At 38.9% G+C, this 25445-nt stretch carries 18 protein-coding genes; all 18 read right to left on the reverse strand.

Translation table 11 applies throughout. The annotated features are described in order from the left end of the window. Positions 1 to 566: 566 nt before the first annotated feature. Positions 567 to 3797: a BID domain-containing T4SS effector gene (locus ACFIKI_RS06070; protein ID WP_375666323.1), complete on the reverse strand. Its 3231-nt coding sequence runs from the start codon at positions 3795 to 3797 to the stop codon at positions 567 to 569. Positions 3798 to 4114: 317 nt separating this feature from the next. Then, positions 4115 to 5851: a BID domain-containing T4SS effector gene (locus tag ACFIKI_RS06075; RefSeq protein WP_375666325.1), complete on the reverse strand. Its 1737-nt coding sequence runs from the start codon at positions 5849 to 5851 to the stop codon at positions 4115 to 4117. Between the two features lie 304 nt (positions 5852 to 6155). Beyond that, positions 6156 to 7442: a BID domain-containing T4SS effector gene (locus tag ACFIKI_RS06080; RefSeq protein ID WP_375666326.1), complete on the reverse strand. Its 1287-nt coding sequence runs from the start codon at positions 7440 to 7442 to the stop codon at positions 6156 to 6158. Positions 7443 to 7796: 354 nt separating this feature from the next. Continuing rightward, positions 7797 to 8756, reverse strand: a complete 960-nt coding sequence (locus ACFIKI_RS06085; RefSeq protein WP_375666327.1) for a BID domain-containing T4SS effector — start codon at positions 8754 to 8756, stop codon at positions 7797 to 7799. Positions 8757 to 9097: 341 nt separating this feature from the next. After that, entirely contained in the window at positions 9098 to 10279 is a 1182-nt protein-coding gene (locus tag ACFIKI_RS06090) for a BID domain-containing T4SS effector (RefSeq protein ID WP_375666329.1), read from the reverse strand. Between the two features lie 310 nt (positions 10280 to 10589). Continuing rightward, a complete protein-coding gene (locus ACFIKI_RS06095) occupies positions 10590 to 12188 on the reverse strand; it encodes a BID domain-containing T4SS effector (RefSeq protein ID WP_375666330.1) in 1599 nt (532 codons plus the stop codon). 335 nt (positions 12189 to 12523) lie between these two features. Beyond that, positions 12524 to 12682, reverse strand: a complete 159-nt coding sequence (locus ACFIKI_RS06100) for a hypothetical protein (RefSeq protein ID WP_375666331.1) — start codon at positions 12680 to 12682, stop codon at positions 12524 to 12526. A gap of 691 nt (positions 12683 to 13373) precedes the next feature. Further along, the gene (traG, locus tag ACFIKI_RS06105) at positions 13374 to 15290 is read right to left on the reverse strand and encodes a Ti-type conjugative transfer system protein TraG (protein WP_375666332.1); all 1917 of its coding nucleotides are present in this window, start codon (positions 15288 to 15290) and stop codon (positions 13374 to 13376) included. A gap of 154 nt (positions 15291 to 15444) precedes the next feature. Next, a complete protein-coding gene (locus tag ACFIKI_RS06110) occupies positions 15445 to 17079 on the reverse strand; it encodes a BID domain-containing T4SS effector (protein ID WP_375666333.1) in 1635 nt (544 codons plus the stop codon). Between the two features lie 10 nt (positions 17080 to 17089). Further along, the gene (locus ACFIKI_RS06115; protein WP_375646341.1) at positions 17090 to 17305 is read right to left on the reverse strand and encodes an antitoxin VbhA family protein; all 216 of its coding nucleotides are present in this window, start codon (positions 17303 to 17305) and stop codon (positions 17090 to 17092) included. A 65-nt stretch (positions 17306 to 17370) separates the two neighbouring features. Then, positions 17371 to 18441, reverse strand: a complete 1071-nt coding sequence (virB11, locus tag ACFIKI_RS06120; RefSeq protein WP_375666335.1) for a P-type DNA transfer ATPase VirB11 — start codon at positions 18439 to 18441, stop codon at positions 17371 to 17373. After that, the gene (virB10, locus tag ACFIKI_RS06125; protein ID WP_375666336.1) at positions 18438 to 19598 is read right to left on the reverse strand and encodes a type IV secretion system protein VirB10; all 1161 of its coding nucleotides are present in this window, start codon (positions 19596 to 19598) and stop codon (positions 18438 to 18440) included. Before virB10 ends, virB11 begins: the two co-directional genes overlap by 4 nt. After that, on the reverse strand, positions 19591 to 20457 hold the full coding sequence (virB9, locus tag ACFIKI_RS06130) for a P-type conjugative transfer protein VirB9 (protein ID WP_375646340.1): 867 nt from the start codon (positions 20455 to 20457) through the stop codon (positions 19591 to 19593). The genes virB10 and virB9 overlap by 8 nt, the downstream gene beginning before the upstream one ends. Further along, complete coding sequence (locus ACFIKI_RS06135) at positions 20454 to 21158, reverse strand: virB8 family protein (RefSeq protein WP_375666337.1); 705 nt, start codon at positions 21156 to 21158, stop codon at positions 20454 to 20456. The genes virB9 and ACFIKI_RS06135 overlap by 4 nt, the downstream gene beginning before the upstream one ends. Further along, positions 21112 to 21414, reverse strand: coding sequence for a type IV secretion system protein VirB7 (locus ACFIKI_RS06140; protein WP_375623735.1), 303 nt, complete (start codon positions 21412 to 21414; stop codon positions 21112 to 21114). Before ACFIKI_RS06140 ends, ACFIKI_RS06135 begins: the two co-directional genes overlap by 47 nt. Positions 21415 to 21624: 210 nt before the next feature. Beyond that, complete coding sequence (locus ACFIKI_RS06145; RefSeq protein ID WP_375666358.1) at positions 21625 to 22611, reverse strand: type IV secretion system protein; 987 nt, start codon at positions 22609 to 22611, stop codon at positions 21625 to 21627. Then, positions 22598 to 23083: a type IV secretion system protein VirB5 gene (locus ACFIKI_RS06150; protein WP_375666338.1), complete on the reverse strand. Its 486-nt coding sequence runs from the start codon at positions 23081 to 23083 to the stop codon at positions 22598 to 22600. Before ACFIKI_RS06150 ends, ACFIKI_RS06145 begins: the two co-directional genes overlap by 14 nt. Next, a complete protein-coding gene (locus tag ACFIKI_RS06155; protein ID WP_375623739.1) occupies positions 23080 to 25434 on the reverse strand; it encodes a VirB4 family type IV secretion/conjugal transfer ATPase in 2355 nt (784 codons plus the stop codon). The genes ACFIKI_RS06150 and ACFIKI_RS06155 overlap by 4 nt, the downstream gene beginning before the upstream one ends. Positions 25435 to 25445: the final 11 nt, after the last annotated feature.

Consider the following 25445-nt stretch of genomic DNA (forward strand, 5'->3'; position numbering starts at 1 on the left):
CTTTTTCAAACTGAAATATGGGAGTGATATCATAACAATTTGAAGGGATATGTAGGGATATATAATGATAATTTCTCTTTATGGTGTGATGTCGTGAATAGTGCAACCCAATGCCGTTTTGTTTTATGTGAGGGGTGTGACCCTATTAAAAGAACGCAAATAAAATAAAAGCGTGGAGCAATGGGCAATTTCCATTATTTATTCATGATTTTAAAAATAGCGCTTTAGATGTTTTAAAAAGTCGTAAGGCTGAGCTAAAAGGTGATGGTAAAGCTGGTGATTGGTTTTTACTTTTACGACTTTATGTTCTCCCCAAATGTGGCTGCCTTCCCATTTTAGAGATTACATAAACAAGAGGATAGGAAGACATGATCTTTCAACAGCATTTTTCCTGTTCAGGTTTCTTTTCACAGTTGATGAGGATAAAATCTGAGGAAATAGGATAAATTTGCTCTCTCATGGTTTCCATTCTCGTTGAGGTGCGATCGATTTGCCGATGAAGGCAAGGGGAATAAAGGCTATCATTTTTACCAGAGGGGGCGAAAAAGTTAAAGTTTATGAACCTTTTAGACATTCATTGCCGTTGCTTTTGCGTGCGCCGTTTTGTGAGGTTGAATATTTTCTTGTCTTTTGGGACTCTGATTGACGTTTTCTGTCATTTTTTGCACTTTAATTGCTTCTTTATCAGGCGTGTTGGAACATTTTTTTTCATTGTTTTTCTTTATAGATTGATACTGGTTTGGTGCGAAGCGCTTATCGAATTTATGGTTATAAAAATACATGGGTTGTATATGCTGTTCTATCTCTTTTATCTGCTTGATTATTTCCATAATCTCTTTTGCTTTAACGGTTGATGTACCAAGACTCTTCGCAAGGTTTTCAGGATTATTTTCTTTTATAGCTTCATGCTCGCTTGAGGATAAGCGCTCATTGATTTTTTTGATATAAGCCCTTATCTCCCCCCTTAATTCAGGAGAGTTTGATAACGTTTCTTGCTGTTGTGCTTTTGACACGGAAAGGAGATTTTTCATCCAAGCCTTAGGCATTTCTACCGACTGTTCACACCGCCTTTGTTTTACATGATGGGTATGGAGAATGTCTCTTTCTGTTTGTTTAGAAATATTGATATAACGATCAATGGCTCTACAGAGGGGCAAAATATTTGCTTCAGCATGGGCACGCGCGTTGTTTTTTATGCCAAATACATTGCTACCAGAAAGCTTAGAAATCGATTGGGGAGAGGTGGCAATTTGATAGGTGAGCTGTTCTCCCACAGTATGATTTTCATGGATCATCTCAATTCTTTCCCGCAAAATATGACGATTGCCATAAATGATTTGGCACAAAGTTTCGATTTCTTGTCTTCTTGCTTGAATGGATGCGTTGTTTTTTATCCTTGTGGCAATTTCATTGCTGGTAAGGGGGACTATTGTTTGTGCGGGGATAAGCACTTCTTGCTGGTTTTGAATTTTTGGTGCTGTAAAGGAGAGGGCGTCACCGATTTTTAATGTCTGTATTTGCTCTGGGGTGAGATCTTTTTTATTTCCCAAGATGAAAATCCCGTTGGCATCAAGCATGAAGCCATTGGGTCCACAGCCTCTGTAAAAGCCTTTATAGGTATGACCTTCTTTTGCTGTTATAATAAGATGATTATGAAGACTCTCAAATCCGATATGTTTCATATTGTCCATGAATTCTTTTAAAATAAGTATTTTTTCTGGATTTGAGATATCTTCAAGCAGATGCTTCATCTCTTCTTTATCGTTATGTTTTAGCGATGCAATGCTGGCAAGATTCATACGTTTTTCTGTTACAAGAGAAAAGTCGAGTGTGTGGCCAGCAACTTGCCCAAGTTTTTCAAAAAACGTCCGTTGCGTGCGTCCATTGCCTTCTCTGAAAGGATGTGTATAGTTGAGTTGTATCAACATTTCAGTGACATATTCAACAAATGTTTCGCGGGTTAAGCCTTTTAAACTATTCGTTTCAGCAAGTGTTTTATCTAAATTTTCTAGTCCCTCCTGTATCTGTTTTGCTGAGGCAAAAGAAATCCCAGCTTTTTTCATCGTTGGCATATAAGCAACGGTACCATCTTCAAATGTAAATGGTTTTTCGCGTGTTTGTCCGGCCCATTCAAAAGTATTTTTAAATAGGGTGTGATGAATATATTGGAGATATGTGGAGGTTAGTTTTTGTGGTGGCGCTTCTTGGCGCAGATGAATGATTGCTTTTGTTGTATCATGGGCACATTGCACTTTTAATTTTCCATAGTCTTTTATTCCATATTTATTTTTTAAGGTGATACTATTGGGATAAAAGAAATTACGGTGTATTGTCTTATTTTCTTCGGTTTCAGGCGGTGAGGATAATGTCTCCTGTAAGGTGAGAGGGACGGTGTTCGTTTTTCTTGTACCAGTATCCCAGTATGCCATTGCTTTTTTGGGGGGCTGTTTTGTTCTTTCTTGATGATCAGAGCGTGTTTCCTTTGTCATTTTGACAGATATTGGATCATTTGTTGCTGTATTACTGCTCTGTAAAATGTTTTTTGGGAAATCTTTTTGCATTTTCCTCGTAGCGGAAGCCGATTGAGCAATTGGGTGTGCCATTTGTTCTTTTTCTTGTTCTTGCAAACTTTTGGGTATAACTGCAACGCTGTCATGTAAAACATGAGAGGCACTCCATGGTGCAAAATAGGATTTTCCCTTTTTCTTTGTTTGAATGGATGTTTTGTCTTTGCTCTTTTCAGTTATTTCATCGTTTTTGAGAGTGGCTCTTTTTTCTTCTTTTTCTTCTGGAAGCAAGGTTTTTTTCTGGGTTTTTTCTGGGTTTTGAACTTTTGGTGCTGTAAAGGAGAGAGCGTCACCGATTTTTAATGTCTGTATTTGCTCTGGGGTGAGATCTTTTTTATTTCCCAAGATGAAAATGCCGTTGGCATCAAGCATGAAGCCATTGGGGCCACTGCCTCTGTAAAAGCCTTTATAGGTATGACCTTCTTTTGCAACGACAGTGAGATGATAATTTTTTTCATCCAATCCAAGCTTTCTCATAGAGTTGGTAAATTCTCGTAAGAGGAGCAATTTTTCTGGATTTGAGATATCCTCAAGCAGATGCTTCATAGGCTCTGGGTTGCTATGTTCCATAGCAGCGGCGCGGACAAAGTCTTTACGTTTTTTGCTCACAAGAGAAAAGTCTAACTCATGTCCTGCTGCTTGAGAGAGTTTTTCAACAAACAGTCTCTTTGTGCGCCTATTGCCCTCTCTGAAAGGATGCAAGTGGTGCAAATCTATCATTATACCAGCTGCTTGTTCAACGAATTCTTCGCGCGTTAAGCCTTGTAAATTATTCTTTTCAGCAAGCGTTTTATCTAACTTTTTTAGTCCCTCCTGTATTTTTTTGCCAATCGCAAAAGGTTTTGTAAATTCTTTTCTTTTCAAAATGGGCATAGAAGCAACAGTGCCATCTTCAAATGTAAAAGGCTCTTCGCGGGTTTGTCCGGCCCATTCAAATGCACGGGAAAAGAGGCGTTGATGAAGGTATTTTAGATAAGAGGCATTAAACTGCTCTGGTAGAGGTTCTTGGTGCAGTTTTATCATTTCTTTTTTTACATCATTAGAACAGCGTTCTTTTAATATTTCTTTATCTTTAATGCGGTATTTATTTTTAAGCACTTTGCTATTGGGGTAGAAAAAATTTTGCGCTTCTTCATTGATTTGCTTTGAAATGGCTGCATTAATTACAGAGTGTTGTTCTTGAAATTCTTCCTGTGTAGAGGAGGCACAATGTTCTGTGTTTTCTTTCATGCATATTTCCTTTCAAATGGTAACATTATTTTTTGAAATCTTCTTTGTTTACATTTTTTGCTTTATGTTATTTTCATAGCGTTTTCTTCAAAGAAGAATGCCTATTTGAATGATTGAAAAAATTGACCTTATTCGCATGGAACAAAGTTAAAGTTTATAATTTTGAAGTATTATCGTGAAATTTTATCAATGAATTCTGTAAAATAAAGGGGTGTCTTATTCAAAGTTTTCTGTATTTCACACACCACCTTTGATGCAATCTTGGCAAGATAATTGCACCAAAGTTTTGTATGAAAAGCCAACAATTAGGAAATTTATTACGACCAAGCTATGGCTTTTGATGTTTCGGCTCTGCACGGTCGAACCTGCTGTTGGTCTTCTTGTCTAGAAGTTTCTGTAACCTCTTTATGCTGCTTTGCTGTTGAGCGTTCAGGCAGCTTTGGAGGCTGCGATAAGCTTTGCTGCTTTTGCAATTTTTTATCGAGATCGGTAAGTGGTTGATGACGTTTTTGTTGTTCTTCCTGATGGTTTTGCACAATGGTTTCTCTTAACTGTTTTATCGTATCAGCATAATCATTAATGGCGGTACAAAGGGTAGGAAGATTTTCTTCAGCGGCTTTGCGTGCTCCGTTTTTTATGCCAAGGGTTTTTCTACCAGCAAGTGGAGCAAAAGATGTAGAATCCTTTTCAATTTGAAATACAAGCTCTTCTCCCATCTCTGGAATTTTTTGCATATCTTCTAGTCTATATTGCAAAATAAATGGATCACCATAAACAATTTGGCACCAATATTGGATTTCTCTTTGACCATATTGAACCGATGGATCTTGTTGAACTCTGCGGGCAATTTCCTCATTTGAGAGAGGCTTTATTTTCTTTTCTGAATTGAGCGGATTTTGTAAATGTTGATTTATTAGCTCTTCCTCTTGTGCTTGTCGCTGATGTTGTTGTTCCGTGTGAGGACTTTGTGAAATATTTTCACTTTTTGTATATTTTGCAGTATACACATAACCGTTAATGGCAGCACATAGGGTGGGAAGAGCTTCTTCAGCTTGTTTGCGCGCATGATTTTTTATGCCAAGAACTTTTCTACCGGCAAGCTTAGAAATAGACTTAGGCTGTTCTGTAACATCCCATAAGAGCTGTTCTCCCATATCAGGGTTTTCTTTAATTTCTGCTATTTTTTCTTCTAAAATAAGCCTGTTGCCATAAACCTTTTTGCACAAAAATCGTATCTCTTCTTGATATGCTACGAGCAATAGCTCTCTTTCCATTGTATTAATAGATGGTTTTTGGACGACAGTATCGCTTTGTTTTCTGTTTCCCATACGGTGCGATTTTCTTGAGGGCGGGACGGGATATGTTTCACTGTCTTGTGATGATGAACTGCTTTGCTGCCTGACTTTCATATGTGATGGTGTTTTGGGTCTAACACTTGGGTCGTGTGTTTCAGGATTTTGGATTTTTGTACCGTTTTGCACTCTGTCTCTCATGCGTGGCGGTGTTTGCGAAGTAAGCGTTGCATAGAAGTGTTCTTCCTCTTGAGCTGTTGTTTTGTTTTGTTGCCTATCTTTTGCGCGTGGAGGTCTTTGTGGAGCTGCGTGCGGAGAGGAATGTTCTTGGATTTGTGAGCTGGCGATTTTTGTGCTGGTTTGTGCTTTTTCTCTCATGCGTTGGGACGTATGCGCAGTAGGCGTTGCATAAGGACTTTCTTCCTTTTGAATCGTTGATTTGTTTTGTTCTCTATCTTTTGCACGTGGTGGTCTTTGTGGAGGCACTTTTTTTTGTAGGGAGGCGCTTTCTTGGTTTTTTGTGCTGGGTATTTTAGCGCTGGAGGGAATTGTGCTGGTTTGAGTGTTTGCTCTCATGCGGGGGGGGAGCGGTGGCGCAACCTTTGGGTGGTGTGATAAATTTTCTGGGTGTTTTTCTACAGTTGATTTTGGCAAATTTTGAGAAACTTGGGAAGGAGGGGTTATAGTGGGGGATTGTTCAGCCGGTTGTTGAAATTTTTCCATCATTTCGGTGATAAAAGGGGAGGGATTTCTTTTTGTCATGCATGTTCCTTTCAAACTCTTCCAATATTGTCTTTAAATACTATTTAAAAATATACGTTGGTTTTTATTCTGTTTTATGCTTTTTCATTTGCTTTTATGAGAGAGGATATGAAACTGAATGGTTTCGCATGATTTGACTCTCTTGGCTCAGATCATAATTATTCTCTAAAGATTGTTTTCTCCAGTGTTTGGGTTAAGGGACGGAAAAATAAATTTTGTTTCAATTTTCTCTCTTTCTTGGCGCAAACACCTCTTTCCTGTGTTGCGCCAAGACGTTAGATTCAACGTGAAAATTTATGTCTGTTTAGCTGGCAAGAGCCATCGCTTTTGGGGCGGTAGTTTTGCGAGGACGAATATCTGTTTCTCTTTGTTGCGTAGAGGGTGTTGCTCCTTCATGCGTTACTATTGAAGACTCAGGGCGTTGAGCAGACTGTGAGACGCTTTGTTGTTGATGCAAGTTTTGCGTTCTCTCAGAAGATACTTCATTGTGTTCTTGTTTTGTCTGCTGAGTTTTTGAAAGGCTCTCTCTTACTTGTGTTACAGCTGTTGCATAATTGTCAGCGGCGTCAATGAGGTGAGAAAGACCCGCTTCAGCATGTCTGCGTGCTTTATTTTTAAAGCCACAAAAGTTACGACCAGTGTATTTGTTAAAAGACTGAGGATTTCCGGCAAGTTGCTGTGCCAACTGTTCTATTGTTTCAGGGTTTTGGAAAAGCTCGTCTGTTTGTGATTGTAAAATGTTTTCGTTCCCAAAAACAACTTTACACCAATATTGGATTTGGGCATGGTGTCTTCTGACTTTTGAATGTTGGTGAATTTGGGTGGAAATGTCTGCCTCTGAAAGCGTTTCTTTTTCACGTTGATCTGGTTTTTGTAGAAGTTTAGTGACAGCTTCCTTCCCCATTAAGCGTTCATAGTTTTTGAGTTCTTGCTCTGGAGATTGTACGAGGCTCTCTCTTGCCTGTTTTACAGCTTCTGTATAACAATCAACGGTGACACATAGGACGGAATAACTCTCTTCCGCGTGTCTACGTACTCGACTTTTGAAGCCCAACGCGCTGGTGCCGGAAAGTTTAGCAAAACTTTCAGGATAGGCTGCCATGCGCCATGAGAGCTCCTCTCCTGCAGTGGGATTTCTTTGAATTTCCTGCATTTTTTCTTGCAAAATGTTTGGGTTGCCATAGGCACTTGCGGATAAACGTTGGATTTCCTTTTGATAGGTTCGAACCAATGAATGGTGTGGAAGCAATAGAATGATTTCTTCCTCTGAGAGAACTCTTGTTGCCCTTTGTAATGCTGCTTGTGAAGGAATTGTTGCGTGTGTCGTTTCAGCTTCTTGCGGTCTTTTGATCGAGCCGCCTCTTGTTAACGAAGCTGTTGGATTTGTTGATGCATATACAGTTTCTTCGCTTAAAAGAGATTGTCTTTCCTCATCTTCTTCCGGTATGGATGACAGTCTTTTGCTTTTTGAAGGCGTTTCTTTAGGAAGGGGGGCTGCTGCGCCTGAGACCTCTGCCATTGCTTGTTCATAGAGCTTTATAAGTTCTTGTATTGAAGAGGATGGAAAAGGATGAGGGTGGTTTTTTTTCATGCATGTTTCCTTTCAAAAATTGTTTTAGAAAACCTCTTTGGTGCATTCTTGCCTTTTATGCTTGGATCGCTTTGAGACAAAAGAAATATCGAGCTGAATGAGCTTCCAAAGATCTGCGCTATTTGCAATCAGCTTAATGGACATTTGTGTCTTTTATACAGTTTTTTTGTGAAATATTATCAATAAGTTATCAATAGTCGTCGTGAATTACAGGCGCCATTTTTAGGGCTATTTTTTGTAACATTCTAAAACAACTCTTGGCGCAATCGCAATGAAACGATTTGCGCCAAGAAACTCGCTGAAAAAAAGATTACATGAAAAACAAAAACTATCTGTTTTTATGTCCATGCCCCCTTACATGGCATAAGCCATCCCTTTTTCTCCTTGTCTTTGTCGTTGTGGACTGTGTTCTGGACTATCGTGGTTTTGTCCTCTTGTGTGATGATGACGATGATGATGGTGTCTCTCAACTTGCTGAGAATTTTCTTGACGACGTCTTTGTTCCGCCATAGGGGTGTGCAATAGCTGTTCCGTTGCATTTTCTACAGCTTTTGTATAACCGTCAATGGCATCAACGAGCGGTTTAAAACCCTCTTCAGCTGCTTTGCGTGTTTGATTTTTTAAGCCAAGTGTGGAGCGTCCAGCAAGCCTATGCATAGATTCAGGATTTTCAGCAAGTTGATTTGAAAGGTCTTTTCCTTTAGTGGGATCTTTAAGTATTCCTTGCAAGTGCTCCTGGAAAATCGTATCATTGCCATAAACGACCTGCCCCCAATGCACAACTTCTTCTGCATATGCTCGAACTTGTGGATTTTTTAAAAGCATGACACTTATTTGCTCCGTTGTAAGGGAAGATGAAGGTCTTCCTCTTTGTTGTGGAGCAACCGTTGTGTAATCGGTTTCAGATTCTTGCTGCCTTTGATTATGGTGTTTACCTCTTGAAGGAGAAATACTGCTAACTGATGCGTATGTAACTTCAGCTTCGCGTTTTGGGGGAGCAATCGTTGTGTAATCGGTTTCAGATTCTTGCTGCCTTTGATTATGGTGTTTACCTCTTGAAGGAGAAATACTGCTAACTGATGCGTATGTAACCTCAGCTTCGCGTTTTGGGGGAGCAACCTCTGTGTAATCGGTTTCAGATTCTTGCGGCCTTTGATTATGTCCTCTCCCTCTTGAAGGAGAAACACTGTCAACGGTTGCGTATAGAACTTCCTCTTCTGGGGTTGGTCCGCGCTGGTTTCCTCTGGTTGGTTTATTAACTGTTGCATAGAGGGCTTCTGGATTTGCAGAAGGATGTGGATGATGTTTTTTCATACATATTTCCTTTCAATATTTTTAGAAAACCTCTTTGGTGCATTCCCCACTTTTAGTTTTGATAACTTTTATATAAAGGAAGATATCCAACCGAATGACCTCCAAAGATTCTGCGCTATTCAATATTGATATGTAATGAACATTTATGTCTTTTATACAGTTTTTTTATGAAATATTATCAATAAGTTATAATAAATTACAGAATCCATTTTTAGGACTATTTTTTGTAATATTTTAAAACAATTCTTGGTGCAATCACGATAAAATGATTTGCACCAAGAAACTCACTGAAAAAAATTACATGAAAAACAAAAACTATCTGTTTTTACGTTTATGTCCACTTACATGGCAAAAGCCATTCCTTTTTCTCCATGTCTTTGTCGTTGAGGGCTGTGCTCTGGACTATTTTGTTCTTGTCTTCTTGCGTGACGATGATGGTGTCTGTGTTCTGCTTCTCTTTCTGGATTTTCTTGTTTTTGACCTCTTTCTCTTTCATGCTCCCGTGTAAACTGTTTATGGAGCTTTTGTGTATTATGTATATGTCTCTCAAGAGCTAAGCAAAGGTGGGAAAATTCACCTTCAGCTTCTCTGCGGCTTGGAGATTTTACACCAAATATTTTGTGACCTGCAAGCTTACCAGCGCTTTGAGGATTTGCAGCAAGGTTCCATAAGATTTGTTCTGCATTTTGAGGGTTGTCAAGGATCTTCGCAAGTGGTTCATTCAAAGCATGTTCTTTTCCATAAACAACTTTGCATCGCTCTTGGATTTCTCTTACACCATATTGAAAGCTTACGTTTTGTAAAAGCTTTGTTGTAACCACATCTTTTGGGGTTCTGGGAGGGGAGATTTTGCTTCCTCCAACGCCTTGATAGATGGGATTTTCTAGTTGTTGGGATTCTTGCCTACCTTCAGCCCCCATGCCAACCGTTGTATAGACAGATTCGAGTGGTCTTTGGGGAGAGAGCTCACCACGTTCACCAAAGTCAAGCTCTGCATAGAGATGTTCTTCTAATTTTGGGGAACGTTGCAAATCCTGAGTGCTTCTCCTCGATGTATCGTAGAGGGGATTTATTAGCTGTTCAGATTCTGTCTCACCCGTTGCCAGATTAACGACGGCATAGGGATCTGTGAGCTTTTGGGCACGTCGCCCATCACTTGGTTTTCCACCAAGTCTGTCATAGGGATTTCCTAGTGGCTTTTGGGGAGCATAGATCGTTTCTGGTGGTTGTTGAAGTGTATAGTGTTGTGGGTTGCGTTGTTCTTTGGGTGGTTTATTAACCTTTGCGTAGAGTTCTTCTACATTAAGAGATCCTAGGTTTTGTTGGTCAAGTGGCTTTTGGGGAGCATAGATCGTTTCTGGTGGTTGTTGAAGTGTATAGTGTTGTGGGTTGCGTTGTTCTTTGGGTGGTTTATTAACCTTTGCGTAGAGGTCTTCTACATTAGAAGCACCTGGATTTTGTTGTTCAAATTGTCGTCTTAGTTCATCTACATTGCTAGAAGGGCTTGGGTGACTTTTTTTCATGGCTGTCTCCTTTCAATATTTTTAGAAAACCTCTTTGGCGCATTCCCCATTTTTTGATAACAACTTTAGGATAAGGTAAGATATCAAATTAAATGATCTCCAAAGATTTCGCGCTATTCATGTTTATATGTAATGGACATTTATGTTTTTTATACAGCTTTTTTATGAAATTTTATCAATAAGTTATAGTAAATTACGGGATCTATTTTTAGGGCTATCTTTTGTAACATTTTAAAACAATTGGTGGGCGCAATGGAGAGGAAATGATTGGCACTAAGAGTTTGGTTGAAAGGCAAAAGTTCACGCGTTTTTAGCCGGTAAGAGCAAGCGATGAAGAGCGACTAATTTTCAAGCTGCGGACTTGACATTGTGCTTCTTGGGTGTTCTTTACAGCATTCGTAATTTCTTTTGCTTTGCTTTCCGATGTTCCAAGGAGGCACGCCAGTCTGGTATGATCTTTTTCTTGTATGGCTTTACGCTCTTCTGAGGATAGACGATTATGTAGTTGGCGCGAAAAGTGATGGAGCTCTTGTCGTAGTGTTGGAGAATGCAATAAAGCTTCCTTTTGTTGTTCTCTTGGTAAGGCAAAAAGGTTTTGTAAATTTTTTCCAGGTGTTTCAACAGCGTGACTCAGGCGATTTTGTTCTCTTTGGTGGTGTTCTAAAATTTCTTCTTTTGTTTGTTGTGTTATTGTGGCATAATTTTTAAGGGCTTGGCTGAGTTGTGGAGCAGTTTGTTCCGCCAGTCTGCGATTTGGGCTTTTCATGTCAAGTATTTTTCTCCCTGCAAGTTTAGAAATTGATTGAGGGTTTTGTAAAATTTCATCAGCAAACTGATTTCCTAAGCTTGGATCAGCCGTTAAGATATCCATTTTTGTATTTAAGGCGTGGGTTTTACCATAAACAGTCTTTGATAAATTTTTGATTTCTTTTCGGCATGCTTCAACATAAGCGTTATTTGAAATCTTTGTGAATAACTCTTCATGGGTGAGAGATTCTAATGTTTCTTTTGGGATCAATATTTCTTTTACATTTTGAACGTTGTTTTTTTGAAAGCAGAGGCGAGTACCGTTTTGTAATGTTTTGACGAGTTCTGGGGAAAGATCATCTTTATGGCCAACGACAAAAGCCCCCTCTACTTCCATGACAAAACCTTCTGCTGAAAAACCTCTAAAGACGCCTTCATAGGATACATCTTCCTTTGCGGCAGCAACAACACGATCGTTAATTTCATCCAGTCCAGCGTTTCTCATTTGGGAGATGAATTCTTTTAAAACAAGGGATTTTTGCGGATGGGTGATATCTTCAAAAAGATCTTTCATCGGTTGGGGGTTGCCATATTGCATGGCTTCAATACAAGCTGCTGTCATGCGTCCTTTTGTGATGAAAGAAAAGTCAATGGTATGTTCTGCGGCTTGTCCAAGTTTTTCCATAAACATTCGATTGACGCGCCCATTCCCTTTTCTAAAAGGATGTGCGTGCTCGAGCGCCATAAAAACTTCAGCGGCACTTTCAGCAAATTCTTGGCGCGATAAACCTTTTAAATTGTTTTTTTGATTAAGTGTTTTTTCGAGTTGTTTTAGTTCTTTTTGAATCTGCGGTCCGATAGCAAAAGGAACTTCATAACCTTTGGGACGCATCGACGGCATATGGGCCGAGGTGCCGTCTTCAAATGTAAAGGATGTATCGCGGGTCTGTCCTGCCCATTCAAAAGTTTTGTGGAAGAGGCTCCAGTGGATTAGTTTTAGATAGGAAGCATCAAATTTTTGTGGGGGTGGTTCATGGCGAAAATTTACGGCTTCTCTGGCTGTATCATGAGCACAGCGTTGATACAGTTTTTTAGGGTCTTTGATGCCATATTTATTTTTGAGTGTTTTGGTTCCTTTATATAGATAATTTTGTTCTAACATGTAATCTCTCCTAAGTAGGTAGGGTGGTAGTTGATGAGCGTCTTAAACGCTGCCATGTGAAAAATTCCCCTTCGCGTATTCTTTTGAGATTTTGGATGTTATGAGAGAGAGCACTTTTCCCTCAAGTGTATGGGGTGTATCAATCGTTTTGTGATGCTTTTGAAAAGCTTTTCTGATGTTTCCTTTATTTATTTTCTTGTGCTGTAAAATGCTGGTATTTAGGGCGCTGATATGAATCCCATGAGCAGTCAGAAAATGGATTTTCTATAAATTGACTCCGGGCAAAATCTTCGTCCTTTAAGGTGTAAGAAAGAGGTCAAAAAGAAAAATGTTGCTTAAAATTGTTGTTTTTTTCCTTTAATAAAGTTGTTTGCAAGAGCGCTTTGATGAGGGGCGTGGATATCGCGGGTGTGATCGCTCTTGGTTAGCGGATGGTGCTGGTACTTTTCATACACAGTACTCAGATCGGTGAATCTATGGGCAAAAGCAGTCATCAAAAATTTTTCTCCATTACATTTTTCTTATTGCTCCATACGAACATCTTTTTTGTGTACTTTTGCAACAAAATGTTTTTTACTTTGTATTGTTGCTCTTATTACATCGCGCTGCTTTAAGCTTCATAAGAGAGAAAACTCTTTCTTTGGTTGGAAAAAAAGCTTTTTTCAGTGCTTTATCATTAAAATAGAACACTTTATGATATCGTAAAGGGGGGAAAGCTTGTATAAGAATGATTTATTCATTTTGATGTATATCTTAATTTTTTTTGGGAAAAAAGCGATGTTCTTGAGTGTAGGTGTTTTGAGAGTTGTTGTCTCAAAGATCAACCGTTTTTTTTCTTAAGTCTTGATATTGGTGATTAGCGTTGTGAAATATTTTTGGTTGTTTGTAGGGGATAAATTATAAACAAAAAGCTTTGTAGGAATGTATTTGTAGGACGTTCTCAAGTGGAAATGTTGGTTTAGTTATAGGTGATTTGAGGAGGGGGCAGCTTTCTTGTAAAGACAATGGGTACTGATAAAACGATACACAAAATACAAAAAGGAAAAAACACGGATTTTTTATCATGTTTTCCTTATGTGTGTGAGGAAGCGGTCAAAAACTTTTCGTTAACGGATTTTTTAAAAATAGAAATGTATGTTGTTTTTGTGGTTGGTCTTTTCATAGTCAAGATCTCATAATAGGAAATTAGGTTTTCTTTTGTGGGGCAAAGCGGTTTTTTGCAGCGGCAGCTAACATTTCTTTTCTTCTGAAATAGATGGCGCGGCCACATCGCAAAGGGGGTTGTCCTTGCATAAGAATAATTTGTTCATCTTGACGCATTTCTTGAATAATCTCGTGGGGTAAAATGAGAGCTCTTTGTTGGTAGTTGACGTTGTAAGAACTCTTTCCTAAAGATAAACCTCTTGATTTATTCGTTCCGGTTACTTCAACGGTCATTTGACCACAGCGTTCTGAAATGTCTTTGGCAGTTTGGAGATCTTTAATGGCAGCATAGCTGACAAAGGAACAACTTTCAAACCATGAACGTGCTCCTGCTTCTCCAAAGTGGTTGACCAACTGACCTGAGGATTGATAGAAGAGCATCAAGGATGTGCCGTATTTACGTCCACGGTCGCGGGCTTCTTCTAAAATATTCATATAGCCTAAAAGATCAACTTCATCTAAGACAAATAAAACACGCTTTTTATAGTTACCGTCTGCTGTAATCATGGCATTGAGAAAGGCACCAATAATCACACGTCCAATAGCTGGATAACTGTTTAAAATGCTTGCGGGGAGATTGAGAAAAACATCTGTATTGCCATTGGTAATATCTGAAGAAAGAAAATCATCTCCGCAGACAAGATCTGCGTAATTGGATAAAGAAAGCCATTGGGTGTCTTTTGAGGCGGTGGTATAAACCCCTGAAAAGGTTTGCTCTGCCATTTCTGTAAAAATACCAACCATTTCACGAATAAAAGGAGAAAATGTTGTTTCTTGAATCATGCGTAATTGATTAACAACAGCTGTTTCTGATTGAGAGAGAATACCACGCAATGTTTTTAAATTGCGCTCGCTGTCTTCATATTCATCAGAAAATACAACATGGGCAAGAAGAGCTGTTAATAGATTATGGGCTTGTGTCGAGAAATATTCCGCTGAAGAATTGTCTGATTTTTTATCTGTAAGAAGCAACTTGGAAAAGCTTACAATATTTGCTTCACGTTGTGTGCGTGGTACGCTGTCGTCTAAAAGCCAATCGATGACATTAAAATTTTTTGTTAACAATGAATTGGGATCGAGAACAATGACATTTCTATTCCCCATCTTTTGACGCGCAAATTTGACCATTGGGGCAACTTCTGTTGAAGGATCAAGACAAATAATAGACCCTGGATAAGTTAAACACGTAGGAACTACTGTACTGGTTGTTTTATAGCCACCAGAACCAGCAAAAAAGATCATATGAGTTGAACCAAAATCAAGATTAAAGGTTAGCAAAGGAGCTGTTCCACCCTTTCCCCATGTTGTTTTATTGCCAGGTGCAAAGGGAATTTTGCATACATTATCTTGATCAACACGGTATCTTTCACCCACAACAATTTGCCCATTGGCAGGAAAGATTTTTGCTGCATCTCTTAAATTCATCCAAGCGGCCTCACCAAAAATACCTTTTTTTGCACGCTTGATCTTACTTTTAGGGGGAAGGGTTGTTACGAATTGAATGATGGAAAAAAAAACACCAATGATGATGCCAAAGACAACCATGGGGTCCATGAATTGAAGAGCATAGCTCCACGTTATTCCTTGTTGGCCAACATAGGGACTTAAACGTTTTATTTCACCACCAATATAATAAAGAGCGGTTGTTCCAAAAAAGACAACCGAGACAAAAGTGATCATTTTACGCAGGTGCAGTTTTTGCGAGAGACTATACAACAATAAAACAACAGCCATTAGTGCTAAGACTAATAAAGGCTCAGAACGAAGAGTCCAATAAATTTGATTGCTCTTTAGTCCATTTGTTATAAACAATAAAAAATGAGGGACAAGGAATATCGTTAAAGCACCTAAAGCGATCGGTATTAAAATAAGTACCATTTGTGTTTTGGTATATTTCATTGTATTTTACTTTCAATTCTGTCAAAATATGTTACGAAATGCTCTTTTTCAGGTGTGTGATATGAACTCTCATCTCTTTTTCAAAGGTGCAGATAACACCAAATAGTTTCCGTTTATGAGCCCTTCTCATCAAGGAGGAAGGTTTTATCCATTCTTAGCAGGCCATAGCGAATGCTTTGGAACGGTGCGTTATGCATACTTGTGCTTGCTGGTGTACTTCTTTGGTTTGCTTAATAATTTGTGTAATTTGTTTGGCTTTATTTTCTGATACACCAATGCTTTGAGCCAATGTTTCATAATCATTATTTTGAACTGCTTGATGTTCATTTGGTGAGAGACGGGTGTTGATCTTTTTTACAAAGTTGCTGAGCTCTTTTTGACATAAAGGATTTTTTGCTAAAGCTTCTTGCTGTAATTCTTTTGGCAAGGCGAAGAGGTTTTGCAAGCTTTGACTTGGCATTTCTACCATTTTTGCAAGGCGATTTTGTTCTGTTGCATGTTCTTGCGTAATTTCCTTTTCAGCATATTTTACAGCATGCGCAAAATTTACAACGGCAGTACAGAGTATCTCAAGATGATTTTTAGCGTTTGCACGTGTCTGATTTTGTAGTCCACATAAACTGAAACCGGCAAGATGAGAAATAGAGTGCGGTGCTCTTTCAATCTGGTTGGCGAGCGGTTGGCCTAAGTTTGGATTTTTGATGATTTCTTCCATCTGTTTGTCTAATGTTTTTGTACTACCATAAACAATTTTTGACAATTGCTGGACCTGTTTTAGGCTTGCGTGGACACAAGAATCTTCTGCAACCATTTGGGCCATTTCATTTTCTGTCAAAGGGGCTAATCTTTCTTCTGGAATGAGAATGCTTTCAAGCTTTTTTGTTTTGGGAACGGTAAAGGTAAATCTATCACCGGGTTTTAATGTTTTGAGTTGTTCTGGCGTGAGCTGTTCTTTATTGCCGATGATGTAAGCGCCTTTCACATTGAAAGCAAAGCTATCATAACCAGCACCCCTATAGGTACCTGTGTAGGTTTCACCTTCTTTTGCAACCATAACAGGACGATCATTAACATTGCGCCCAAGTTCTTTCATGTTGCTCATGAATTCCTTTAAAAGAAGTATTTTATTGGGATTAGAGATATCTTCAAACAGATGTTGCATTGGCTCTAGGTCACCATTTTCAGCTACAGCAACACTGGCGAGCATCATGCGTTCTTTTGTAACAAGTGAAAAGTCAAGCTGATGCCCTGCGGCTTTGGCGAGATTTTCAAAAAAGACCCGTTGTGTACGTCCATTGCCTTCTCTAAAAGGATGAAGTTGGTTAAGGGCGTTAAATAAGCTTATTGCTTCAGCGTTAAATTTCTCACGCGTTAAGCCTTGCAAATTATCTTTTTCGGCAAGCGTTTGATCTAATTTTTGTAAACCGTCTTGGATTTCATCGCCGAGTGCAAAAGGATTTTCCCATCCTGTTCTTTTCATTTCGGGCATGGCGGCTGTGGTGCCATCTTCAAATGTAAAGGGGAGATGGCGCAGATATCCAGCCCATTCAAAGGTATTTTTAAATAAGTGGTGATGAATAGAGCATAGATAGGAGCTATCAAAATTTTCTGGTAAGGGGGCTTCACGCAGATTAACCATTGCTTCTGCTGTATCATGTGAGCATTTCTCCAGAAAGGATTTTAAGTCTTTTATTCCATATTTATTTTTGAGTGTTGTGGTGTTTGGGTAAACATAATGATGGGGAGAAACTGTCTGTATATTTTTTGTCTTTGCTTTTGCTTTTGGCATCGTAGCTTCCTTATAATTTTACGTTGTCCATAAGAGTGTTAAATTCCTCGAGTGAAATATTTCCTTTTGCGTATTCTTCTAAAATTTTGAGTGTTGTAGGATGAAGCGCTATTCCCTCTATCGCATGGGTGCTGATGGCTGCTTCAACGGCTTCACGGCGTTTTTTTAATTCTTCCTCTGTCATCGATAAAAGATTTTCTCTATTTTCTGTTTCGTTGATTTTCATGCATTTTTCCTTTTATGTGCAAGCGTTGCTTTAAAGGAGCCTTGGGTAGCCGGTGTGATCTTCTTTTAGTCACCTCCAAAGATGTTTCGTTGTTTGAAGGGATCGTAATAAATTTCTGTGACCTTAAATTTTCCTTCAATCCGTTTGCATTGGATGATGATATCAATCATTGAAATCAACAGTCCTCGAATATCATCACGCTCTAAATCACCACCGCCTTCACTTTCTTTGACCAAAAGGGTCATCTGCTCAAAGGCTGCAAGTGCTGTTGATGCGTGAACCGTCGTAATGGAACCTGGATGGCCTGAATTGACATTGCGGATATAATAAAAGGCTGTACCATCTCGAAGTTCTTGCAAAAGAATACGATCAGGACGCATCCGTAAAGATGATTCAAGCAACTCTTTGGGGCCAACGGAGGCTAAGCCTTGTCCATCTTTTGAATAGAACATTGAGACATGGTTAGGGTGTGGTATCACCAATTCTTGCGTGTCTTCAATGGTGATAATACGCTCTTCTTGAGGGATTTTGGCGATTAATGCTTTTGATAATGTTGTTTTACCCGAACCGGTTTTTCCCGCAATTAAAATATTTTTCTGGCATGCTACAGCTTGATTTAAAAAAGAGACAAAGTCTTTATTACAGTAGGCATTGGCTAATTTATGCTCGATGATTTTGAGTTCGTTAAAACGAGAATGATAGTCATGCAAGGGTGTGAAAGAGACCTGTTCACAGAGCGAGAAGAGGTCTTTCTTGGCGAGCTCTTCGAGAGAAAAACTATGCGATGACGGTTTGCGAATTGTCATACTAATCGTGTCTTTTTCGACAGCGGGTGGAATGACAATTTGAATACGCTCATTGCCTGGTAGCGTTGCAGACAATATTGGGTTTTTGTCTGATATGTTTTGCTTGGAATAGGATGCGACAACTTTCGCAATCCCCATAAGCTCATTAAAAGAGAGAGCCGGTGCTTCTATTGTTTTCCATCCATCAAATCCTTCAGTCATGACTTGATAGGGACGATTGATAACAATTTCAAAAAGACTATCATCTTTCAAAAAAGCATTGATGGGTTCAAGTTTTGTGAGAACAATCGCAACGGTTTCATCGCACATGGTATGTAAGTTTGAGTTCATTCTAAATTTACCGCCGAATTTTTGTAAAAGTTTCTTGAAACAGCTCGATTGATAATCTGTTTTTTGTTTTCGATGACTTTCAATTTATAAACGCTGGAAAAATCTAAATCGCGAGCAACAAAGATATTCACCATTTCCCCTTGATTTTTGGATAATGTGGGAGAAATATTGGCGTAATTTTCTACGAGAATATTTGCAATGTTTTGTCCTGAAGAGATTGTTTCAGTTTCTTCTTTTTCTTGTTTTTTTGCTAAACGTTTATTGGCATAGTGTGTTGCATCTTTTATCAGGGAGACAAGAAGCGCAGATCCAATCCTCTCGAGCCAATGGTTATCAATATCTCCATCCATACCAGAACGTCCTAAAGCATCCGTTGCAGGTGAAGCTAACGATATAATGATACCATTGGGGGTTTTTGCTCTATTCCATAGCACAAAGAGACGTGTTTGGCCTTTTTTCAATCCGGAGCGATATTCACCAACAATTTGGGTGCCTTTATCAAGAAGCACAACACGACCATTGTCTGATAAGATATCTCTGGAGACGATACAACTGGCAAAACCTTGTTGATCACTGTTGATGGCTGTTTCTAAAATACAAGGGATAGAAGTGCCCATCGCGATGATGTAGTTTCGATTGCCAAGGGTTGAAGCACGAATACCTTCAAGCACTGTAGGCTTGAGAAGATGATTAAAACGTTGTATTGTTTCATCAGGCTTGCTTTCAAGTTGGTGAGGCAAAGCACCGTTATTTGTTTGTGAATCTATTTTGCCTTGTTGGGTATTTGCATAAGCTAATACAGGAGCACGTTGTGCTGCTTCCAGCAGTGAGTTATCAGAATTTAATTGATTGATGTTTGGTGTTGGTAGCTCGACTTTTGGTAATAGAGCGTTATTTCGTTGAGGCTGTTCAAGGGAGGGAGGGGTAGGCTTTGCAGGGCGAAAAAGCTCTGTTTGTTTTATAACTTTTCCTTCTTTTGAAGATTCAATGGGTTGTTTTTTGTCTGTAACAAGTGTTGAATAGGCTAAATAAAGACAAACACTGAAAAGAATAATAAGAGCAATAGCTTTCCCCACATTGTTCTGTTGACTTTTCCCTTGAGCATTTTTTATTGTATCACGATCATTAATGCTTTTTTCATCCACGGTGTTATTCATGGCTGCTTCCTAGGTTCACTTTACGTTGTACAGATGGTGATGTCGTACCTGTTTCAGGGTTAATTCCTTCTGGTACGAACCTTTTATTAAAGATGCACAATACTTCATTCCCACGTCGTAGCGTGAATTGTGCTGCTGTTGCATGAACAATAACCTTGTTGCCTTTAATCGATTTGGGAATAAGCGCTTCTTGCCCATCAGGCGATACAATGTAAATGGCAGGGATTTCAATGTTGCCTAAAAAGGTAAAGGTTGTTGTTTTCCCATTATCATAAACAGAAGCGGGTTCAATAAGAGATGAGCCTTGAGCTTCATAAGCCCAATTGCGTGGTCCAAAATCTTCATGGATATTTAAAATATCATTGACAAAGTTTTCTTCACGTTGTTTTTCTTTTTCTGCTTCGGCTAATTTCTTACGCAAGGCTTCATCTTCTGGATAACGAAACTTTACCAAGAAATACGTCTCATTGCCGGCTGAAACATCGCCTTCACGCACTTGTAGTTCGAACTGATAAGAGCGTTGTGTTCCATCTTGGCGACTTGTAACAATTTGTAAATTGGTTACAGGTTGAACTTCCCGCGGTTTGAGAAAAACAAAGTGTCCAGCCGGTGCAACTTGCCAAGCAACCGAATTTCCAATGCCTACATAGGTTACTTCTTCATCAACGGCAAATTCTAGTTGAACCGAAGAGCGAATGGAGCCAATGATTTGTACGACGTTGTAGGGGTCATAATTGACAAATCTGATGCGGTTATCTTTACGTGCACTGACAGGCGCTGTTTCTGCAAGTGAGAGAACTGTATGAAAGCTGAAAGTGATCGTAAAAATTAAAGAGATTGTTTGTAAAAGTCTGATCATTTTGTTACCTCTGGATCAGATCTATATTCCGATACTTGAAAACCAAGAGGGTTGATAAGACGATCAGACGTTGAAATGTGTGCGTTCACATAGGAAAAATTTAAGATTGAAATCCAATGGGAAATATTTTCCTTTTCATTCAAATCTCTGACCGTTTTATAGTAACGAACTTGGATAAGATCTTTGCTGATAAAAGAGATTGATTTGATTGTGACCGTAGCAATCGTGTTATGATAAATATTTTGCGGACTTTCTGGATTATTGCCCGCGTACCATTTTGCAAAACGGTTTTGTTCTTTTGGAGAAGATAAAAGAGAGACTAAGCGAAAATTGTTTTCTGCTTCTGATGTTTGAAAACCTTCACGAGCACGAACATATTGGCTGGCAAAATAACGCGTTATCGCTTCATCATAGTCGTTAGGGGATTCTTTTAGGGCGCTTACAGTATCAATAATGCCTGTTGAGTTATCAACGCGGATAACAAAAGGCTCTACCGTTTTCAAAGGCGTCAAAGCTGCGACAGCTAAAGCCAGCGCAATCGTCATCAATCCAAAAAGCACTGTTAAAGCCATGGAGATTTTCATCCGCACGCGCATGCTATGCATGCGATCAATATCAAATGAGCGCGCTTCTTTTATATATTCTTCAAGGGCATCACTTTTCACGAATAACCTCCACAGTTTTATCAGATCGTGCTTCATGAATAACCGGATTTAATGAAGCTGAATTGGCTGTTACCTTTTCACTTTCCAAAGTATTGAGAATGATGGGAGTGGTAATAGGCTTTACACTCTTTTCTGGCTGAACAATGTTTTTATTGTCCCAATTCCACTTATCTTTATTTAAAGCACGTGTATGTTTGCCATTACAGCGTGGTGGTTTTTTAGGGCCACTCAAAGAGGCACAACCAGTAAGAGCGATTGTTAGGACCATAACAAAAGTTATTTTTCGTTTCATTTTTTGAACTCACAAATATCTTGGAATACAATGCATGAGAGCTTTTGTTCTGAACATTTTTACAAGTTTATGTGATGCAAGATTTTGATTGGTTTTGTTGTAAAACCCAAGATGTTAAATCTTTTATGGAACAGCATCATGGCGTATGCGCCAAAGGGCGCACACAAGGCAAAAACAAAAATACTTATTCTTTTAAAGAGGTGCTTTATCTTAAAATCGACCACGACCGCCTCCGGATCTTCCTGCTTTTGCTGCCGCGCTTGCCGCATTTTTAACAGCGTTACCGGCAATACCTGAGAATTGGAAAGCAGCACTTTTTACTGCATTACCACTTGTTCTTGCACCATTGGAAAGCATTGTGAAAATCTGTCCTCCTGAAGAGACACCAGCGTTAAAGTATGGTCCGCCAGAGGCCAGCGCTGTTGCAATACCAGGAAGTGCACGGAAGATAATAACTCCTATGATCGAAATGACGATGACAGGGGGAAAAAGAACATAGATTGAATCATATGAAACTTTGAGAACCTGCAGGATAACTTGACATATAATGGTTCCAAGCATGATCACGAGAACTTGTAAAATGGTAAAATTGATCAAAGTTGTAATCCATGCTTCGGTGTATTTTCGCGTTGCATTGAACAAATACAAACTAATGAAGAGAGGCCCAAGACCTATAATCATGACCAGTGCAACTTGTGCAAACATTTGCACAATAAAACCACCTATACAAAAAAGAATGACGGCAAGAAGCATGATAGAACCAAGAAGACCCACAATGATCTTTTCAAAAAACCAAGCATTGTATAAGACTTCTTGATAGCGCGAACTTGCCTTTAACAAAATATAATCAAAAACATTGGAGCTTGCAGGATTGCTGTTAAGCGCATTCCCAATAGCATTGGATAAATCATTGAAGAAAATATCCTTAACATAAGTATTAAATGTATCCGCATTCGTTGCCATTGTTGTAACAACAACAATTTTAACAACATTATTGAGAAGACTATGCATGGAAAGCGCAACGCGACCTGTCATAACATTATAGCCATAAAGAAAGATAAAAATGATTGCAGCAAGATTTAAGGGCGCTGAAATAGCAGAAGATAGCCCACTCACCGTTGTGTCCATCACATTATCGAGGGGGGTTAAAATATACCCAGAAACGCTTTCAAAGGGAGAAAAACTAAAGTCTGACATCTGTACGCGTACTTTCAAGTTTTTCTTTTAATTGTTGTTCTTTTTCTTTTAATTTTTTCTCAAGATGTTTATGTTTTTGTTGTTCCTTTTCTTCACGTAATTCATCTTTTGTTTTCGTATCTTTTGCTTGAATCATATCAAGAGACTGAAGTTTTAAAGAACTTACTTGAAGACCTGCTTGAAGAAGAGAAATCTTTACTTGAATCTCTTGTTGAAGGGCTTGCAATTCTTCAGGTTTAGTGTCTGATTTTGATTTAATATTTTCAAATTGTTGACTTATTTCTTTAATTTTGTTTGCAGTTTCAGTTGCACTTTTATAAATGCTTTCAGCTGTTTCTGATTTTGCAGTATTTAATTTTTGTGTGTTCTCGAGTGCGTGTTTATAATATTCATCTACGTCGAGTGTCGTTTGTGATATTGCATGAGAAATAAAAGAAAAAGATAACAGTGTAACTAAACCATATTTTTTCATTGATTTTTTCTCCTTTGATAAAATATGGGCAGCCATTTTTCAGGGTCAGCTCCATATTCGTTGATAATTTCATTCATGAGTTCAATGTTTTTTGTGGTGCCACTTAAAACGGCGATCTCATCATTCATTCCACGTAAGTTAAGTTCTGCAACGACGGAATTCTGCCCTTGTTTGATGAGAAAACGACGGGATTCTCTGCTTAACTCTGACTGTATAAGTTCAAATTCACGCTCAGTAAGTTTGAAAGCTTCGACATAATCATTGTAATTTGCTTTTTGATTTGGAAAAAATATTTGGGTGGGGCATTGCTCAATAATTGTGTGTGCGATTGTTGAGTTCAAAGCATCTTTAGGGCTTTGTGTTGCAAAGAGCATCATGCCATTTTGTTTACGGATTGTTTTTAACCGATCTTGCGCAAAAGCTTTGAATGAATCATCTTCTAAAGCTTTCCAGAATTCATCAACGACGATAATGATACGCCGCCCATCAATCAAATCAAGAATGCGGTGAAAGAGATACATCATTAAGGGGCGCCGAATTTCTTCATTATCTAAGAAATCGGTCATGTCATAGCCAATGAACTGCGCATTTAAATTGAGATCATCTTGCTCATTATCAAAAACCCATCCTAAATCATTGCCTCTAATCCAGCGTTGCAGCCGTATGGCAATCCCTTCTTTGGATGTGTTGTCAAAAAACAGTTGAAGGGCACCAAGAGAGCGCTGGGTTGGGGGTAAGTTTTCCAAGGAATCAATAGCTTTGGCGATATCTTGTCGCTCTTCTTCTGTTACGATTTGCCCTTCAGCGCTTACCAGCTTTAAGATCCAATTACGAAGAAAGATTTTATTTTTTTCGGTGTATTCCATGCCCTTTAAGGGAGCAATCCCCGTGGGCTGCCCATTTTTTAAAGGTTTGTATTTTCCTCCTCCAGCCCGTACAAAAATCTCTGCTCCTTGATCTTTATCAAAAAAAACCATAGTTGGATTGTGTTTTTGTAATTGTGCAAGAAGAAAATTAACAATCACTGTTTTACCAGATCCTGATGGACCACAAACAAATGTGTTGCCAAGATCGCCATAATGAAAATTAAAATAGTAAGGTGAACCAGCCTGTGTTTTTAGCAATGCGACAGCAGCTCCCCAAACATTATCGTTCAGTTTGCCAACAGGGAAAGAATGGAAGGGCGATAAAGCGGCAAAATTTCTGCTGGTAATGGCGCCTGAACGCGCACGATAGCTAAAGTTTCCAGGAAGCTGTGCCCACCATGCTGCTTCCAATCCTAAGTCTTCTCTGGCAATCACCGCTCCCCCATTGGTTAAATGGGACCGGGCTTTTGATAAGTTTTCAGTCAATATTTTGGGATGATCAGCAAAAACAGCTAAAGAAATGTGGTGTTCTCCCAAAACAAAACGGTTTGATTCTAAATCATCTAACGCTTCATCCAATGCATCAATTTGTGAGCTCGCACGGTCAGCCGCATTGATCATTTGATTTTGTTTGCGGCTCATAATCGCACTGGCGGCTGCCTTACTTTTAAAGACAAAGGATTGTGTTAAAATAAATTCAAATGGCACCGTAAGCAGACCATCAGTCATACCTGGGCGTGTTTTAGAAGGATACTCTTTCCATCCAAACATGCCCACAAAGCGTTCATTGCTTTCATGGCGAATTTCGATAATTTCTTTCCCAAAAATAACACGATCCGAGTAAATTGTTGAAGCTATAGTTCCAAATGTGAGAGGAATACGCTCACGTCTTCCTCCCACTAGCTGGTGGAGAAATTCACTTTGTTCGGAAAATAAAAGTCCTTCATGTTCATAGATGGATAGCAGACGGACTTCATACTCTTCCAAACCTTGCATAAGATCTTGACTTAACTCTTCGAGTTTACGAATAGCTTCCTCATCGGGTTCAGTTTGTGTTTTCTTCGCTTTGCTCAAGCGCTGAAAAAATGAAACCAGCTTTTCTGTTTTATCCGCGGCCGGATTCCAAAGCAGTGAAATAAATAGATCATTTCTATACAGTTCTTGTGAAACCATTTTCTTTTTATATTTTTCATCTAATGTTGTTGCAAAAGATGAAAGAAAATGACCTTCTGGGTATATCGTTTCACGGCGGCGGATGATGTGAGAATATAAAGCAAGCCGCTCGTCTGCGATATTTTTTAAAAGGGTGTTTAATTGGTTGTGTAAAGAATTTAATTGATCAATATCCGCAGTGTCGAAATTTATACCCTCAACAGCCATCACAACCATTAAACAGCGTGAATTTAAAGCAACGACATGTTGGTTGATGTAGCGTATATAGGGAATATATTCTTCAGGCAAAGTTTCCCGTTTCATTATGGACATCTGTTTCACCC

It is taken from the genome of Bartonella sp. TT121SHDZB (assembly GCF_042193415.1).
In the GTDB taxonomy this organism is placed as follows: Bacteria; Pseudomonadota; Alphaproteobacteria; order Rhizobiales; family Rhizobiaceae; genus Bartonella.

Excerpts from the sequence above, each read along its gene's own strand:
- ACFIKI_RS06070 (WP_375666323.1), bottom strand. The coding sequence starts at position 3,797 with ATGAAAGAAAACACAGAACATTGTGCCTCCTCTACACAGGAAGAATTT.
- ACFIKI_RS06075 (WP_375666325.1), bottom strand. The coding sequence starts at position 5,851 with ATGACAAAAAGAAATCCCTCCCCTTTTATCACCGAAATGATGGAAAAA.
- ACFIKI_RS06080 (WP_375666326.1), bottom strand. The coding sequence starts at position 7,442 with ATGAAAAAAAACCACCCTCATCCTTTTCCATCCTCTTCAATACAAGAA.
- ACFIKI_RS06085 (WP_375666327.1), bottom strand. The coding sequence starts at position 8,756 with ATGAAAAAACATCATCCACATCCTTCTGCAAATCCAGAAGCCCTCTAT.
- ACFIKI_RS06090 (WP_375666329.1), bottom strand. The coding sequence starts at position 10,279 with ATGAAAAAAAGTCACCCAAGCCCTTCTAGCAATGTAGATGAACTAAGA.
- ACFIKI_RS06095 (WP_375666330.1), bottom strand. The coding sequence starts at position 12,188 with ATGTTAGAACAAAATTATCTATATAAAGGAACCAAAACACTCAAAAAT.
- ACFIKI_RS06100 (WP_375666331.1), bottom strand. The coding sequence starts at position 12,682 with ATGACTGCTTTTGCCCATAGATTCACCGATCTGAGTACTGTGTATGAA.
- traG (WP_375666332.1), bottom strand. The coding sequence starts at position 15,290 with ATGAAATATACCAAAACACAAATGGTACTTATTTTAATACCGATCGCT.
- ACFIKI_RS06110 (WP_375666333.1), bottom strand. The coding sequence starts at position 17,079 with ATGCCAAAAGCAAAAGCAAAGACAAAAAATATACAGACAGTTTCTCCC.
- ACFIKI_RS06115 (WP_375646341.1), bottom strand. The coding sequence starts at position 17,305 with ATGAAAATCAACGAAACAGAAAATAGAGAAAATCTTTTATCGATGACA.
- virB11 (WP_375666335.1), bottom strand. The coding sequence starts at position 18,441 with ATGAACTCAAACTTACATACCATGTGCGATGAAACCGTTGCGATTGTT.
- virB10 (WP_375666336.1), bottom strand. The coding sequence starts at position 19,598 with ATGAATAACACCGTGGATGAAAAAAGCATTAATGATCGTGATACAATA.
- virB9 (WP_375646340.1), bottom strand. The coding sequence starts at position 20,457 with ATGATCAGACTTTTACAAACAATCTCTTTAATTTTTACGATCACTTTC.
- ACFIKI_RS06135 (WP_375666337.1), bottom strand. The coding sequence starts at position 21,158 with ATGAAGCACGATCTGATAAAACTGTGGAGGTTATTCGTGAAAAGTGAT.
- ACFIKI_RS06140 (WP_375623735.1), bottom strand. The coding sequence starts at position 21,414 with ATGAAACGAAAAATAACTTTTGTTATGGTCCTAACAATCGCTCTTACT.
- ACFIKI_RS06145 (WP_375666358.1), bottom strand. The coding sequence starts at position 22,611 with ATGTCAGACTTTAGTTTTTCTCCCTTTGAAAGCGTTTCTGGGTATATT.
- ACFIKI_RS06150 (WP_375666338.1), bottom strand. The coding sequence starts at position 23,083 with ATGAAAAAATATGGTTTAGTTACACTGTTATCTTTTTCTTTTATTTCT.
- ACFIKI_RS06155 (WP_375623739.1), bottom strand. The coding sequence starts at position 25,434 with ATGTCCATAATGAAACGGGAAACTTTGCCTGAAGAATATATTCCCTAT.